This window comes from Pseudomonas sp. UF-293 (genome assembly GCF_058245595.1).
In genome coordinates, this window is the sequence record NZ_JBSICA010000038.1 from 10,031 (window position 1) to 27,710 (window position 17,680).

The following is a 17,680-nucleotide window of genomic DNA, read 5'->3' on the forward strand; positions in this document are numbered from 1 at the left end:
ATTTTTTCCAGACGTCATCCGTTCTCATTGGTGAATGGTTCCGGGTGCAGATCCCCGGCCCCAGCGCATTCCGATGCCTCGCGCGGTCGGCACAGACCCCGCCCCGCACGCCTCTCGACAGGTGTGCCGCAGCTACCCGATTCCACTTGCAAGCCGAATTCAGGCAGGAAACCTCATGACCGACGCGTTCGAACTCCCCAGCACCCTGGTCCATGCCCTCAAGCGTCGCGCGGCCCTGACGCCGGACCGAACAGCCCTGCGTTTTCTCGCCGAAAATGCCGATCAGGCTGTGGTGCTCAGCTATCGCGAACTCGATCAGCGCGCGCGCACCATCGCCGCTGCGCTGCAGGCCGAGGCCGGTTTCGGTGAGCGTGCGGTGCTGCTGTTTCCCAGCGGCGCAGATTACGTCGCGGCGTTTTTCGGCTGCCTGTATGCCGGTGTGATTGCGGTGCCGGCCTATCCGCCGGAATCCGCGCGTCGTCATCATCAGGAGCGTTTGCTGTCGATCATCGCCGACGCCGAGCCCAAGCTGTTGCTGACCAGCGCCGACCTGCGCGACGCCTTGCAGCAAATCGACGGCGCGCCGCCGCTGTTGTGTGTCGACACTCTCGACAGCACGCTGGCCGAACGCTGGGTTGAGCCAAGCCTGCCGGCCGAGCACATCGCCTTCCTGCAATACACCTCCGGCTCCACTGCACTGCCAAAGGGCGTGCAGGTCAGCCATGGCAATCTGGTCGCCAACGAACTGCTGATCCGTCACGGTTTCGGCATCGACGTCAATCCTGACGACGTCATCGTCAGCTGGTTGCCGCTGTACCACGACATGGGTTTGATCGGCGGTCTGCTGCAACCGATTTTCAGCGGCGTGCCGTGCATTCTGATGTCGCCGGCGTACTTCCTCGGCCGGCCGTTGCGCTGGCTGGAAGCGATTGCCGAATACGGCGGCACCATCAGCGGCGGGCCGGATTTCGCCTACCGCTTATGCAGTGAACGGGTCAGCGAATCGGCTCTGGAACGTCTCGATCTGAGCCGTTGGCGCGTGGCCTATTCCGGCTCCGAGCCGATTCGTCTCGATACCCTTGAGCGTTTCGCGGAAAAATTCGCCGCCTGCGGTTTCAGCGAAAACAGTTTCATGGCTTCGTACGGTTTGGCCGAGGCGACTCTGTTCGTCGCTGGCACACCGCGCGGCACCGGCATCCCGGCGCTGCGCGTGGATGATCAGGCGCTGGCGCAAAACCGCGCCGAGCCGGGCGACGGCAGCGCGATCATGAGCTGCGGCATCAGCCAGCCGGAACACGCGGTGCTGATCGTCGAACCCAATACCCTCGAACAACTCGCCGACAATGCCGTCGGTGAAGTGTGGGCTGCGGGCCCGAGCATCGCCCACGGTTACTGGCGCAACCCTGAAGCCAGCGCCAAGACCTTCGTTCAGCACGCTGGCCGCACCTGGTTGCGCACCGGCGATCTGGGTTTTATCCGTGACGGCGAACTGTTCGTCACCGGGCGCCTGAAAGACATGCTCATCGTCCGTGGCCACAACCTCTATCCGCAGGACATCGAGCAGACCGTTGAACGTGAGGTGGAAGTGGTGCGCAAGGGTCGCGTGGCGGCGTTCGCGGTCAATCACAACGGCGAAGAGGGCATCGGCATCGCTGCGGAAATCAGCCGCAGCGTGCAGAAAATCCTGGCGCCGGAAGCGCTGATCAAAGCCATTCGCCAAGCCGTGGCCGAGGCGTATCAGGAGGCGCCAGGCGTGGTCGTGCTGCTCAATCCGGGCGCGTTGCCGAAAACCTCCAGCGGCAAACTGCAGCGCTCGGCGTGCCGTAATCGTCTGGCCGAGGGCAGTCTCGACTGTTACGCGCTGTTCCCGCCGACGACCGCCGAAATCCCAACCGCGACCAGCAGCACTTCGGATCTCGAAACGGTGATCGGGCAAATCTGGGCCGAGCAACTCAACGTCAAGCAGGTCAACGCCGACGATCACTTTTTTCTCCTCGGCGGCAACTCGATCGCCGCCACGCAAGTGGTCGCGCGGGTTCGCGAAGCACTCGGCGTCGAGCTGAGCCTGCGCCTGCTGTTCGAAGCGCCCACCCTGTGCGCCTTCGCCGCCGCCGTAGCGCAGCAACAACACAACGGTGGCAGCGCCCACGATGCAATCAGCACATTGTCGCGCAGCGAACCGATGCCGCAGTCGCTGGCGCAAAACCGTCTGTGGATCACTTGGCAACTCGATCCACAGAGCATCGCCTACAACATTCCAGGCGGCCTGCGCCTGCGTGGCGAACTCGACGAAGACGCCGTGCGCAGCAGCTTCCAGCAACTGATCGAACGCCACGAAGCCCTGCGTACACGTTTCTTCGAGCGCGACGGTGTGGCATTGCAGCAAGTGCTCGCTGCTGCCGAATTCAATCTGCAACTGATCGACATCAGCGACCTGCCCGCGCCCGAGCGTGAAGCCCGCGCCGAGCAGATTCGCGAAGACGAGGCGCGCACTCGGTTCGATCTGGAAAAAGGCCCGTTGCTGTCGGTGACACTGGTGCGCCTGGACGACGAAGAGCATCAATTGCTGGTGACGATGCACCACATCATCGCTGACGGCTGGTCGCTGAATATTCTCCTCGATGAATTCTCGCGCCTCTATGCCGCCGCTACCCAAGGTGCGACGGCGACGCTGGCAGCGCTGCCGGTGCAATACGCCGACTACGGCAACTGGCAGCGGCAATGGCTGGCGCAAGGCGAGGGCGAGCGGCAACTGGCGTACTGGAAAGCGCAACTGGGCGAAGAACATCCGACGCTGGAACTGGCCACCGATCACCCGCGCTCGGCCCGACACAACCACAGCGCCGCGCGCCACAGCGTGCGTTTGAGCGCCCAACTCAGCGAAGCGATTCGGCAGACCGCGCAGGCCCACCAGGCCACGCCGTTCATGTTCCTGCTCGCTGCGTTGCAAAGTTTGCTGCACCGCTACAGCGGCCAGCGCGACATTCGCATCGGCGTGCCGAACGCCAACCGTCCGCGCCTGGAAACCCAAAGCCTGATCGGCTTCTTCATCAATACCCAGGTTTTCCGTGCGCAGGTCGATTCGCGCCTGACTTTTGCCGAGCTGCTGAACCAGACCCGCCAGGCCGCACTCGGCGCCCAGGCTCATCAGGATCTGCCCTTCGAACAACTGCTCGAAGCTTTCCCGCAGGCCCGCGAGCAGGGTTTGTTCCAGGTCATGTTCAACCATCAGCAGCGCGATCTCAGTGCACTCAAGCGCCTGCCGGGTCTGCTCGCCGAAGAACTGCCGTGGCATAGCCGCGAAGCCAAGTTCGATCTGCAGTTGCACAGCGAAGAGGATCGCAACGGGCGCCTGAGCTTGGCGTTCGACTACGCCAACGAACTGTTCGACGCCGCGACCATCAAGCGCCTGGCCGAGCACTTGCACAATCTGCTGAGCGAAGTCTGCGAACGGCCTCAGCAGGCCATTGGCGACCTGCGCTTGCTGACCGTCAACGAGCAGAATCAGCAAAAGGACTGGGGCGTGGCCCCGTGCACCCCGGCGCAACAATGGCTGCCGGAACTGCTCGAGCAACAATTGCGCAACACCCCGCAACGCACCGCTCTGGTGTGGGACGGCGGTAGTCTGGATTTTGCCGAGCTGCATGCGCAAGCCAACCGGCTCGCCCATTACCTGCGCGACAAAGGCGTTGGCCCGGACGTGTGCGTGGCCATCGCCGCCGAGCGTTCGCCGCAACTGCTGATCGGTCTGCTGGCGATCATCAAGGCCGGCGGCGCCTATATACCGCTTGATCCGGATTATCCGGCCGAACGCCTCGCGTACATGCTCCGCGACAGCGGCGTCGAACTGCTCCTGACCCAGACGCAATTGCTCGAGCGTTTGCCCGCCAGCGATGGCGTCAGCGTGATTGCCATGGATGCGCTGCACCTGGATAAATGGCCGAGCCAGGCACCAGGCCTGCACCTGCACGGCGACAACCTCGCCTACGTGATTTACACCTCGGGTTCCACCGGGCAACCGAAAGGCGTCGGCAACACCCACGCCGCGCTGGCCGAGCGCCTGCAATGGATGCAGGACACTTACCGCCTCGACGAAGCCGACGTGCTGATGCAAAAAGCGCCGATCAGTTTCGACGTCTCGGTGTGGGAATGCTTCTGGCCGCTGATCACTGGCGCGCGTCTGCTGCTTGCCGCCCCCGGCGAGCACCGTGACCCGCATCGCATCGCGCAACTGATCCAGAAGCACGGCGTGACCACGCTGCACTTCGTGCCGCCACTGCTGGCGCTGTTCATCGATGAGCCGCTGAGTGCCGAATGCACCAGTTTGCGCCGGGTGTTTTCCGGCGGTGAAGCCTTGCCCGCCGAGCTGCGCAACCGCGTACTGGCGCAACTGCCGGCGGTGCAATTGCACAACCGTTATGGCCCGACTGAAACCGCGATCAACGTCACCCATTGGCACTGCACAACTGCCGATGGCGAGCGCTCGCCGATTGGCCGGCCGCTGGGCAATGTGATCTGCCGCATCCTCGATGCCGATCTCAATCCAGTACCGGCGGGCGTGGCGGGTGAGTTGTGCATCAGCGGCATCGGGCTGGCTCGCGGGTACCTTGGCCGCCCAGCATTGACCGCTGAGCGCTTCGTCGTCGATCCACTGGGCGAGCAGGGCGCCCGTTTGTACCGCACCGGCGACCGCGCGCGCTGGTCCTCGGATGGCGTGATCGAATACCTCGGCCGTCTCGATCAGCAGGTCAAACTGCGCGGCTTCCGCGTCGAGCCGGAGGAAATCCAGGCGCGATTGCTTGCGCAGGAGGGCGTTGCCCAAGCGGTGGTGCTGGTGCGCGAAACCGCTGCCGGTGCGCAACTGATCGGCTACTTCACGGCGACCGATCCGCAGGAAAATGCCGACGAACAAATCGCTCGGCTGAAGAACGCTTTGGTCGCTGAGCTGCCGGAATACATGGTCCCGGCGCAATTGCTGCGCCTTGATGCGATGCCGCTGAGCCCCAGCGGCAAACTTGATCGGCGCGCCTTGCCCGAGCCCCAGTGGCAAGTGCGCGAACACATCGAACCGGTCACGGAGCTGGAGCAACAGATCGCTGGCATCTGGCGCGAAGTGCTCGGCCTGAGCCAGGTCGGCCTGCGCGATGATTTCTTCGCCCTCGGCGGTCACTCGCTGCTGGCGACGCAGATCATTTCACGCACACGCCAGGCCTGTGACGTCGAGCTGCCGCTGCGCACCGTGTTCGAGCACAGCGAACTGGGCGATTACGCCGAACAGATCCGCCTGATCCAGGCCAGCGGTCGGACCAACCAACAACTGCCGATCAGCAAAGTCGACCGCAGCCAAGCGGTGCCGTTGTCCTATTCGCAGCAGCGCATGTGGTTCCTCTGGCAGATGGAACCGGACAGCCCGGCGTACAACGTCGGCGGCATGGCGCGCTTGCGCGGCGTGCTGCATGTCGAGCATTTCGAGGCGGCGTTGCAGGCGCTGATCCTGCGCCATGAAACCCTGCGTACTACGTTCCCCAGCGTTGACGGCGTTGCCCGCCAACAGGTGCATGCCGAGACCGGCGTGCGCATGGGCTGGAAGGATTTCTCCAGCCTGCCGGCAGAAGTCCGGGAGCTACAAGTCCAGCAACTGGCCGATGCAGAAGCGCACCAGCCGTTTGATCTGGAAACTGGTCCGTTGCTGCGTGCCTGCCTGGTCAAGACTGCCGAACATGAGCATTACTTCGTCCTGACCCTGCACCACATCGTCACCGAAGGCTGGGCGATGGACATCTTTGCCCGTGAACTCAGCGCGCTGTACGAAGCGTTCGTCGACGAGCGCGAATCACCGCTGGAGCCGCTGCCGGTGCAATACCTCGACTACAGCGTATGGCAGCGTAACTGGCTGGAATCCGGCGAGCGTCAGCGTCAGCTCGATTACTGGACCGCGCAACTCGGCCGTGAGCATCCGCTTCTGGAATTGCCCGGCGACCGTCCGCGTCCGCCGGTACAGAGCCATCAGGGCGAGCTGTTCCGTTTCGATCTGAGCGACGATCTCGCCGCGCGGGTGCGGGCATTCAATGTGCACAACGGCCTGACCCTGTTCATGACCATGACCGCCGCGCTCGCCACGCTGCTCTACCGCTACAGCGGTCAGACCGACCTGCGCATCGGCGCGCCGGTGGCCAACCGCATCCGCCCGGAAAGCGAAGGGCTGATCGGGGCGTTCCTCAACACCCAGGTGCTGCGTTGCCAGCTCGACGGGCAGATGTCGGTCGGGGAATTGTTCGAGCAGGTGCGCCACACCGTGATCGAAGGCCAATCCCATCAGGATCTGCCGTTCGATCATTTGGTCGAAGCCTTGCAGCCGCCACGCAGCGCGGCCTACAACCCGCTGTTCCAGGTGATGTGCAACGTGCAGCGCTGGGAATTCCAGCAGAGCCGTACCCTCGCTGGAATGACCGTCGAGTACCTGGCCAACGATGCGCGGGCGACCAAGTTCGATCTCAATCTGGAAGTCACCGACCTCGACCATCGCCTCGGCTGCTGCCTGACTTACAGCACCGACCTGTTCGACGAACCGACCATCGCGCGTATGGCCAGGCATTGGCGCAACCTGCTTGAAGCGTTGATCGCTGATCCGCAGCAACGCCTCAGCGAACTGCCTTTGCTCGACGACACCGAGCAACAACACCTGCTCGACAGCCTCGGTATCGAGCCCGGCGAGCATCGTCTCGACCAGTGCATTCATCATCTGTTTGCCGAACAGGCACTGGCGCGCCAAGACGCGCCGGCGCTGACCTTCGCCGGGCAGACCCTGAGCTACGCTGAACTCGATGCCCGGGCCAATCGTCTGGCCTGGGCGCTGCGTGAGCGCGGCGTCGGCCCGCAAGTGCGGGTCGGTCTGGCGCTGGAGCGTTCGCTGGAAATGGTCATCGGCCTGCTGGCGATTCTCAAGGCTGGCGGCGCTTATGTGCCGCTGGATCCGGAGTATCCGCTCGACCGTTTGCACTACATGATCGAAGACAGCCGCATCGGCTTGCTGCTCAGCGATCGGGCGATGTTCCAGGCCCTGGGTGACTTGCCGTCAGACGTGGCGCGCTGGTGTCTGGAAGATGACAGCGCGGCATTGGCCGACTACCCGGCCAGCGAGCTGCCGTTTATCAGCCTGCCGCAGCATCAGGCCTACCTGATTTACACCTCGGGCTCGACCGGCAAACCGAAAGGCGTGGTCGTCTCCCACGGTGAAATTGCCATGCACTGCCAGGCCGTGATCGAACGCTTCGGCATGCGCCCGGACGACTGTGAACTGCATTTCTATTCGATCAACTTCGACGCCGCCACCGAGCGTCTGCTGGTGCCGCTGCTCAGCGGTGCGCAGGTGGTGTTGCGGGCGCAGGGCCAGTGGGACGCGGAGGAAATTTGCGGCTTGATTCGTACGCATCGGATCAACGTCCTCGGCTTCACACCGAGCTACGGCAGCCAGTTGGCGCAGTTCCTTGCCACGCAGAATGAAGTCCTCCCGGTGCGGATGATCATCACCGGCGGCGAAGCGCTGACTGGCGAGCATCTACAGCGCATCCGCGCGGCGTTCCAGCCAGCGCAGTTCTTCAACGCCTATGGCCCGACTGAAACCGTGGTCATGCCGCTGGCCAGTCTGGCGCCGCAGGTACTGGAAGAGGGCGCTGGCAGTGTGCCGATCGGCAGCGTGATCGGTGCGCGTGTCGCGTACATTCTTGATGCCGATCTGGCCTTGGTGCCGCAGGGCGCGACCGGTGAATTGTTCGTCGGTGGCGCCGGTCTGGCTCAGGCCTATCACGACCGTCCGGGCATCAGCGCCGAGCGTTTTGTCGCTGACCCGTTTGCCGCTGATGGCGGGCGCATGTACCGCACCGGCGACCTGGTGCGCCAGCGTGCCGATGGTCTGGTCGAGTATCTGGGCCGGATCGACCATCAAGTAAAAATCCGTGGTTTCCGCATCGAACTGGGCGAAATCGAAACGCGCCTGCTCGATCACCCTTCGATCCGCGAAGCAGTGGTGCTGGCGCTGGATGCGCCGAGTGGCAAGCAGTTGGTGGGTTACCTCGTTACGGAGGTCGCCGGACACGGCGAAGCGCAACAGGCTGAACTGCGCGAAGCGCTCAAGTCGCACCTCAAGGCGCAACTGCCGGACTACATGGTGCCGACCCACCTGATGCTGCTGGCAAGCATGCCGCTGACCGCCAACGGCAAACTCGACCGTCGCGCCTTGCCGGCGCCGGACCCGCAGCTCAATCGTCAGGACTATGTCGCGCCGAGCAACGAGCTGGAACAGACCCTGGCGCAGATCTGGTGCGATGTGCTCAACGTCAGGCAGGTCGGCCTCAACGATAACTTCTTCGAACTCGGTGGCGACTCGATTCTGTCGATTCAGGTGGTCAGCCGCGCGCGTCAGCAGGGCATCCACTTCAGCCCGCGCGATCTGTTCCAGCATCAGACCGTGCAGACGCTCGCCGCCGTTGCCAGTCGCACTCAGCAAGTGACTGCCGAGCAGGGCCTGGTGGTCGGTGAATCGCGCCTGACGCCGATTCAGCACTGGTTCTTCGATACGGACATTCCCCAGCGCCAGCACTGGAATCAGGCGCTGTTGCTCGAGCCGACCGTGACCCTTGAATGGCAACGTTTGCAGCACGCATTGCGGGCAGTGATCGAACAGCACGACGCCCTGCGTTTGCGTTTCAGCGAAGTCGATCAAGCGTGGCAAGCAACGCACCAGCCACTGACGAATGAGGAGGTGCTCTGGCAGTTCAGCCTCGATTCGCTGGACCTGTGCGAAGCCCTGTTCGCCGATGCGCAACGCAGTCTGCACCTGCACGACGGCCCATTACTGCGCGCAGTGCTGGTCGATGTTGCGGGTGGTCAGCAACGCCTGTTCATCGCCATCCACCACTTGGTGGTCGACGGTGTTTCCTGGCGCGTGTTGCTGGATGATCTGCAAACCGCCTATCGCCAACTCGAGGCTGCGCAGCCGCTGAAACTGCCGGCGAAAACCAGCGCCTTCAAGGACTGGGCCGCGCGTTTGCAGGCTTATGCCGGCAGCGAATCGCTGCGTGAGGAATTGAGCTGGTGGCAGGCGCAACTGGCCGGGCCGAGCGCTGATCTGCCTTGCGAAAACCCGCAGGGCGGCAGGCAGAATCGCCATGCGCAAACCGTCAGCGTGCGCCTCGACGCCGAGCGCACCCGACAGTTGTTGCAACAGGCACCGAGCGCTTATCGCACCCAGGTCAACGACCTGCTGCTGACCGCGCTAGCCCGTGTACTGTGCCGCTGGAGCGGCCAGCCCTCGGCTCTGATTCAGCTGGAAGGCCACGGTCGCGAAACCCTGTTCGACGAGATTGATCTGACCCGCACCGTCGGTTGGTTCACCAGCGCGTACCCGCTGCGCCTGACCCCGCACAACATCGAAGAGGCTGCCGGGCAGGGTGCTTCGATCAAGGCGATCAAGGAACAACTGCGCGCCGTTCCGCATAAAGGTCTCGGTTATGGCGTGTTGCGTTATCTGGCCGATGACGGCTGCCGCCAGCGCATGGCCGCGCTGCCGCAGGCGCAGGTCACCTTCAACTACCTCGGCCAGTTCGACCAGAGCTTCGGCAGCGATGCGCTGTTGCGTCCTCTCGATGAGCCAGTCGGAGCCGCTCATGATCCGCAGGCGCCATTGCCGAACGAGTTGAGCGTCGACAGTCAGGTCTACGGTGGCGAGTTGCTGCTGCGCTGGACCTTCAGCGCCGAGCGTTACGCGGCGCAGACGATCAATGATCTGGCCGATGCCTATCTCGGCGAACTGCAGAGCCTGATCCATCACTGCCTGCTAGACGACGCTGGTGGTCTGACACCGTCGGATTTCCCGCTGGCGAAACTGACTCAGGCGCAACTCGATGCGTTGCCGGTGCCGGCTGCGCACATCGAAGATGTCTACCCGCTGACGCCGATGCAGGAGGGCATGTTGCTGCACACCTTGCTCGAGCCGGGCACCGGTCTGTACTACATGCAGGATCGTTATCGCATCAACAGCGAGCTCGACCCCGAGCGTTTCGCCCAGGCCTGGCAAGCGGTTGTCGCTCGTCACGAAGCGTTGCGCGCGTCCTTCTGCTGGAACGTTGGCGAAGACATGCTGCAAGTGATTCACACGCCGGGACGCACGCCGATCGAGTATCTGGACTGGAGCGCTGTTGCCGAAACCGAGCAGGAACCGCAGCTGCAAGCGCTGCTGAAAAGCGAGCGCGAGGCCGGTTTCGATCTGCTCAATCAGGCGCCGTTCCACCTGCGCCTGATCAAGGTCGGCGCGGCGCGCTACTGGTTCATGATGAGCAACCACCACATCCTCATCGATGCGTGGTGCCGTTCGCTGCTGATGAACGATTTCTTCGAAATCTACACCGCCCTCGGTGAAGGTCGTGAAGCGCAGTTGAGTGTGCCGCCGCGCTATCGCGACTACATCGGCTGGCTGCAACGCCAGAGCCTGGCCGAGGCGCGACAGTGGTGGCGGCAGAATCTGCAAGGCTTCGAACGCACCACGCCGATCCCGAGCGATCGGCCGTTCCTGCGCGAACACGCAGGCGAAAGCGGCGGCATGATCGTCGGCGACCGCTACACCCGTCTTAATGCCGAGGACGGTGCACGGCTGCGGGAACTGGCGCAGGCTCATCAACTGACCGTCAACACTTTTGCCCAGGCGGCGTGGGCGTTGGTTTTGCGGCGCCTGAGCGGCGATCGCGACGTGCTCTTCGGCGTGACTGTGGCCGGGCGTCCGGTGGAGATGCCGGAAATGCAGCGCACTGTCGGTCTGTTCATCAACAGCATTGCGCTGCGGGTGAAGATGCCTGCGGACGATCAGCGCAGCAGCGTGCGCCAGTGGCTCAGCGCGTTGCTCGACAGCAACATGCAACTGCGCGAGTACGAATACCTGCCGCTGGTGAACATCCAGGAACAGAGCGAATTACCCAAAGGCCAGCCGCTGTTCGACAGCCTCTTCGTCTTCGAAAATGCTCCGGTGGAAGTCTCGGTGCTCGACCGTGCGCAGAGTTTGAATGCGACCTCGGACTCCGGCCGTACCCACACCAACTTTCCGCTGACAGCGGTGTGCTACCCGGGCGACGACCTTGGCTTGCACCTGTCCTACGACCAGCGTTACTTCGACGAGTCGACGGTCGAGCGCATGCTCGCTGAGTTCAAGCGCCTGCTGCTGGCGCTGGTCGACGGCTTCCATGGCGACATGGCCGATTTGCCGCTGCTGGGCGACGAAGAGCGCGATTTTCTCCTGCACGGCTGCAACCAGAGCGGCCACGACTATCCGCTGGAGCAAAGCTACGTGGCGCTGTTCGAAGCGCAGGTCGCGGCGCATCCGCAGCGTATTGCCGCCAGTTGCCTTGATGAGCAATTGAGCTATGCCGAACTGAACCTCGACGCCAACCGCCTCGGCCATGCACTGGTCGCTGCCGGTGTACGGATGGACCAACCTGTGGCGCTGCTGGCCGAGCGTAATCTCGACCTGCTCGGCATGATCATCGGCAGCTTCAAGGCTGGTGCTGGTTATTTGCCGCTGGATCCGGGCCTGCCGAGCCAGCGCCTGAGCCGCATCATCGAGCTCAGCCGCACGCCGTTGCTGGTGTGCAGCGCAGCCTGCCGTGAACAGGCGCAGAGCTTGCTCGAAGAGTTTGGCTGTTCGAATCGTCCACGCCTGCTGGTGTGGGAAGAGGTCCAGGCGTCGGCCGCAGCGACGCACAATCCTGGCATCCACAGTGGCCCGGACAATCTCGCCTATGTGATCTACACCTCGGGTTCGACCGGGCTGCCTAAAGGCGTGATGGTCGAGCAGCGCGGCATGCTCAACAACCAGTTGAGCAAACGTCCGTACCTCGACTTGAGCGAGGCCGATGTGATTGCCCAGACCGCTTCGCAAAGCTTCGACATTTCTGTCTGGCAATTCCTCGCCGCGCCGTTGTTCGGCGCGCGGGTCGATATCGTGCCGAATGCGCTTGCCCACGATCCGCAAGGTTTGCTGGCGCATGTGCAGGCGCAGGGCATCACTGTGCTCGAGAGTGTGCCATCGCTGATTCAGGGCATGCTCGCCTCCGAGCGTCTGAGCCTCGACGGTCTGCGCTGGATGCTGCCGACCGGGGAAGCGATGCCGCCGGAACTGGCCCATCAATGGCTGCTGCGTTATCCGGACATTGGTCTGGTCAACGCCTATGGCCCGGCGGAATGCTCCGACGACGTGGCGTTCTTCCGCGTCGACATGGCGTCGACGCGCGGCAGCTATTTGCCGATCGGCACGCCAACCGACAACAACGTGCTCTATCTGCTCGATGGCGCGCTGGATCTGGTGCCGCTGGGCGCGGTGGGCGAGTTGTGTGTGGCTGGCACCGGTGTCGGGCGCGGCTACGTCAGCGATCCGCTGCGCACCGCGCCGGTGTTCGTGCCGAACCCTTTCGGTGCGCCGGGCGAGCGCCTGTACCGCACCGGTGACCTGGCGCGGCGCCGCACCGATGGCGTGCTGGAATACGTCGGCCGCGTCGATCATCAAGTGAAGATTCGCGGTTACCGCATCGAGCTGGGTGAAATCGAAGCGCGTCTGCACGAACAACCGCAAGTGCGTGACGCGGCGGTTGGCGTGCAGGAAGGCGTCAACGGCAAGCACTTGGTGGGTTATCTGGTCGCGGCCGATGCAGCGTTCAATCCGGGCGAATGCCTGGAACGGATCAAGCAGCGCCTGCGCGCCGAATTGCCGGAGTACATGGTGCCGCTGCACTGGCTGTGGCTGGAGCAGATGCCACTCAATGCCAACGGCAAACTCGACCGCAAAGCCTTGCCGGCCCTGGAGATCGGTCAGTTGCAGAGCGAGGATTATCTGGCGCCGCGCAATCAGCTGGAGCAGACCCTGGCTGATATCTGGGCTGAGGTGCTGCAAGTGGAAAGGGTCGGCGTGCGCGACAATTTCTTCGAACTGGGCGGGCATTCGCTGCTGGCCACGCAAATTGCATCGCGGGTACAGAAAGCCCTGCAACGCAATGTGCCGCTGCGCGCGATGTTCGAGTGCAGCACGGTGGAAGAACTGGCCGAATACATCGATGGACTGGCGGCCAGTGATATGACTGAAGAGAAGGTTGATCGGTTGAATGATCTGATGGCGGAGCTGGAGGGGCTGTAGTTCTTCGGTGCCTGGGCCGGCCTCTTCGCGAGCAGGCTCGCTCCCACAGGGGATCTGTGGTGTTCACAAACCCCTGTGGGAGCGAGCCTGCTCGCGAATGGCGTCTGTACATTGCCGTACATTTCCATCCTTGACGATAAACAACCGGCAGCTCAGTCTGCCGGTTCTGTTTTTTCTCGCGGAGGTGGTCGATGCCCTTTTTCACGGTTGACGGACAAGCGCTGCACTACATTGATCAAGGCACCGGCCCGGCCGTGTTGCTGGCTGGCAGTTATCTCTGGGATCAAGCGATGTGGGCGCCGCAGATTGCCGCGCTGACCCCGCACTATCGCGTCATTGCCTTGGATCTGTGGGGGCATGGCGAGTCCGGCAAGTTACCTGAAGGCACCACATCGCTGGACGACATCGCCCGTCAGACGCAGGCCTTGCTCGATCATCTGGACATCGACCGCGTCACTCTGGTCGGGCTGTCGGTTGGCGGCATGTGGGGCGTGCGCCTGGCGCTGTCAGCACCACAACGTCTCAACGGTCTGGTGCTGATGGACACCTACGTTGGCGTCGAGCCGGAACCGACCCGGCAGTATTACTTCTCGCTGTTCAAGCAGATCGAAGACAGCGGCACCATCTCCGAACAACTGCTCGACATCGTCGTACCGATCTTCTTCCGCCCGGGCATCGACCCGCAGTCGGCGCTGTATCAGGACTTCCGCGCAAAACTGCAGGGCTATTCGCCCGAGCGTCTGCGCGAAAGCATTGTACCGATGGGACGCATCACGTTTGGCCGCGACGACCTGTTGCCACGCCTCGGCGAGTTGAACCCAGCGACGACACTGGTGCTGTGCGGCGATCAGGACAAACCAAGGCCTCCCTCGGAAGCACGGGAAATGGCTGAATTGATCGGTTGCCCGTGTGTGCTGATACCGGAGGCGGGGCATATCTCCAATCTGGAGAATCCCGGGTTTGTGACTGAGGCGCTGCTGGCGTTTCTGGCCGAGCGCAACTACTAGGCCGAGTGAGCTTCATTCGCGAGCAGGCTCGCTCCCACAGTTAATCGCATTCTGGCTGAGGGAATGCAGTCAACTGTGGGAGCGAGCCTGCTCGCGAAAGGGCCGGTTCAGGCGATGAAAAAACTACTTAGGCCCGAGAATCTTCACCAACTTGTCCGGCGAAGGCGCGCCTTGCTGTTGTTGCAGTTCGCCTTTGTCGTCCAGGTAGAAAATCGCTGGAGTGGCCTGCAGTTCCAGGTCTTCCATCAACTGCATGTTCGCCGCGAGTTTTGTTTGCACGGCGACCGGGATGTCCTTCAAGGCCTTGAGCGCGCTGCCCTTGCCGGCTTTTTCATGATCTTCCAGGGCCTTGGCCGGATCTTTCGCCGCCAGCAATGCGGCTGATTTGCCCGGGCTGTCTTCGCGGATGATGCCGACCATGATGTGGCGCAACTGCACTTTGCCGGCCTTGACCCATGGCCGTGCCTGTTCCCAGAACATGTTGCAGTACGGGCAGTTCGGATCGCTGAACAGGTACACCGTGCGCGGTGCATCCTTGTTGCCGTCCTGAATCCAGTTGCTCGCCTCGAACTTGGCCCAGACTTCCTTGGACATCGGCGCGTAGACCAGTTTCTGCAACGGCTCGCTGCTCAGGTCCTTGCCGTCGGCATCGTACAGATTACCCACCACGACGTGTTTGCCGTCCGGGGTCAGGTACAGCGCCATGCCGCGATTCTGGTATTGCGCGGCGTACCCGCGCAGGCCATCAGGGGCGTCGAACTGGCCGACGATTTTCGCGCCCTTGGCTTCGATCTTTTTGATCGCCGCAGGCAGTTCTTCAGCAGCCTGCACCGACGGCAAGTGCAGCAGGGCAGTGCCCAGGGTCAGCGTCAGCAGGTGGCGGAGGCGGGGCATGGCAGTTTCCTTGCAGAGTTGGCCGGGGCAACGGCCTGATTCGGGCTTGAAGGCGAAGTGTCGAAGGTTTCCAGGGCGCGGGCGAGGCTGGCGTTCGACAGTTCACCGAGGTGACTGGTCAGCAAGCGACCGTCCGGGCTATAGAACAGCGTAGTCGGTAACGCCATGGAACCCACGGCCTGACCGAGACGGCCGCTGCGGTCGAACAGCACGTTGTTCAGGCTCAGGCCCTGGGTTTCCAGGAACGTCGCCACGCTTTGCATGCTTTCGGCCTGATTGACGAACAGAAATGTCAGGTCAGGGCGCTGTTGCTGGGCATTCTCCAGCACCGGCATTTCTCGCCGGCAGGGCGGGCACCAGGTCGCCCACAGGTTGATCACCAGCGGCCCGCCCTGATAGTCACTGAGCTGAATTTTTTCCCCGGCGGCGTTGCGCAGGGAAATATCCGGCAGCCGCGTACCCTGTTCGTAAATGTTCAGCGACAAGGTGGCGAGCAGCCAGAACATCACGCCGCTGACCACGCCGAACCCCAGCGGGCGGCGCAAAGCGGGCCGGCGCCAGCCGCGATACAACGCCGCCAGCAACAGAACGATCACCCCGGGCCAGGCGAGGAAACCGCCGTCACGCAGATCGATGATCTGCCACGGGTCATTGCGATAGTGCGACCAGTACAGCGCGACAAACGCAATGCGCGCCGCAAGCATGCCCAGCAGGAACAGGCTGAACAGCGCCGACTCGGGGTTATCGCCGCCGCGCTTGGCGACCCGCCAGCCGACAAACGTCGCCAGCGCCAAAGCACTGATCAGCAGCAGATGGTTGAGCGCGATGGCGAAAGTGCCGAGGGTGAACGTCAGCATCAGTTGGCGTCTCGGGTGGCGGACCAGCGTTGCAGGAAGGTCTCGGCATCGACCTCGCCGGTGATGCGCTGGCTGCGGCGTTCTTCACCGTCAGCGCCGATCCAGATGAACGTCGGCGGCCCCGGCACCTTATAGCGACTGAGCAGCTCGCGGCTGGCGACGTTGTCGGCGGTCACATCCAGGCGCAGCAGGCGCACGTCGCTCAGGGCCTGCATGACCTTGGCCTCACCGAACACTTTCTTCTCCATGACTTTGCACGACACACACCAGTCGGCGTAGTAATCGAGCAGTACCCACTGGCCTTGAGCCTTGGCCGCATCGAGTTCGCGTTGCAGGGCGGCAGGTTCCTTGATGGTGGTGAAGGCATCGTGGCCACTTGGCGCTGCGCTGGCGACACGGCCGGTGCTGTAGACCTGCAATGGCTGATACGGATCATCGCTGCCGCCCGCCGCACCGATCACCAACACGCTGCCCCACAAACCGAGCAATAGGGACAAGGCGCCAAACATCTGCGCGACGCGGCCAAACCCTGCCGATTGTTTCCAGGCACTGTAAGCGGCGATCAACAGCAGCGCGCCACACAGGCCCAGCCACAACGAAGGATCCAGTACCGGACGCAGCATCAGCAATGCAGTGGCAAGAAACAGGAAGCCGAATATGCCCTTGAGCAGATTCATCCACGCGCCGGGTTTCGGCAGGAAGCGGTTGCCGACGGTGACCAGCAGCAACAGCGGCACACCGATGCCGATGCCCAGCGCAAACAGAATCAGACCGCCGTGCAAGGCGTTACCGCTCTGCGCGATGTACAGCAGCGCGCCCGCCAGTGGCGCGGTCATGCACGGCCCGACCAACAGACCGGACAATGCGCCCAGCACACCGGCGCCGATCAGGCTGCCGCCGCTGCGGCTGCGCGACGCATGTTCAAGTCGATCACGCAGGGCCACCGGCAGTTGCAGCTCGAAGAAGCCGAACATCGGTAACGCCAGTATCACGAAGACCGCTGCGAATGCGCCGAGCAGCCAAGGATTCTGCAACCACGCCTGCAGGTTCGCACCGAGCAGTGCAGCAATCACGCCCATCGCCGCATAGACCAGCGCCATGCAGATTACATAGCTGCTGGCCAAGGCAAAACCGCGTCGAGGCGTGGCACCACTGCCGACAATCATGCCGGCCAGAATTGGCAGCATCGGCAGCGAGCACGGAGTGAACGCCAACAGCAGACCCAGGCCGAAGAACACTAACAGGCTCCAGCCCAGCGCCCGTTGTTGCAGGCTGCTGGCCAAGGCCTGATCCGGCGCTTCAGCACCCGTTGTTGTTGCGGCTTTGCCGCCCAGATCGATCACCCGAGTTTGCGGTGGGTAGCACAGGCCGGCATCGGCGCAGCCCTGATAACTGACTTTGATCTGACCGCTGGCCGCCGCCGGGATCTTCACTTCCAGCCCTTGGCGATAGACCGGCTGCTCGCCGAAGAACTCATCGCTGTGGGATTCGCCTTCAGGCAGCACCGGCTGCTGATCGGCGGCCAGTCCATCGAATTTCAAACGTTTCTGATAAAGGTAGTAGCCGTCAATGATCTGCCAGAACAGCTGGGTTTCGCCTGAATCCAGACGCTCGGAAGTCAACACGAACGCCTGGTCGACCGGCAAGAAGTCCGGTTTCGTATCGAAAGGATTGTTTCCAGCCTGGGCCAGGCCCGAGATCAGTAACGCAAACAAAACAAAAAAATGACGCATGGAGAAGCCTTGTCC

General features: G+C 62.9%; 5 protein-coding genes. 2 read left to right on the top strand and 3 right to left on the bottom strand.

Annotation, left to right across the window (positions count from 1 at the left end):
• Nucleotides 1-175: 175 nt before the first annotated feature.
• Both AC4IHP_RS25225 and AC4IHP_RS25230 read left to right on the top strand, forming a co-directional pair.
• Entirely contained in the window at nucleotides 176-13,174 is a 12,999-nt protein-coding gene (locus AC4IHP_RS25225; protein ID WP_490833016.1) for a non-ribosomal peptide synthetase, read from the top strand.
• A gap of 191 nt (nucleotides 13,175-13,365) precedes the next feature.
• Nucleotides 13,366-14,181 carry an alpha/beta fold hydrolase gene (locus AC4IHP_RS25230; RefSeq protein ID WP_490833017.1) on the top strand — a complete coding sequence of 272 codons (816 nt, stop codon included), beginning with the start codon at nucleotides 13,366-13,368 and terminating at the stop codon, nucleotides 14,179-14,181.
• A 123-nt stretch (nucleotides 14,182-14,304) separates the two neighbouring features.
• On the opposite strand, the gene dsbG is transcribed toward AC4IHP_RS25230, so the two are convergent.
• The 3 genes from dsbG to dsbD are packed head-to-tail and all read right to left on the bottom strand — an operon-like array spanning nucleotide 14,305 to nucleotide 17,665.
• Nucleotides 14,305-15,075 carry a thiol:disulfide interchange protein DsbG gene (gene dsbG / locus AC4IHP_RS25235; protein WP_101155609.1) on the bottom strand — a complete coding sequence of 257 codons (771 nt, stop codon included), beginning with the start codon at nucleotides 15,073-15,075 and terminating at the stop codon, nucleotides 14,305-14,307.
• Nucleotides 15,051-15,932, bottom strand: coding sequence for a TlpA family protein disulfide reductase (locus tag AC4IHP_RS25240; protein ID WP_490833018.1), 882 nt, complete (start codon nucleotides 15,930-15,932; stop codon nucleotides 15,051-15,053). Before AC4IHP_RS25240 ends, dsbG begins: the two co-directional genes overlap by 25 nt.
• Nucleotides 15,932-17,665, bottom strand: coding sequence for a protein-disulfide reductase DsbD (dsbD, locus tag AC4IHP_RS25245; protein WP_490833019.1), 1,734 nt, complete (start codon nucleotides 17,663-17,665; stop codon nucleotides 15,932-15,934). The genes AC4IHP_RS25240 and dsbD overlap by 1 nt, the downstream gene beginning before the upstream one ends.
• Nucleotides 17,666-17,680: the final 15 nt, after the last annotated feature.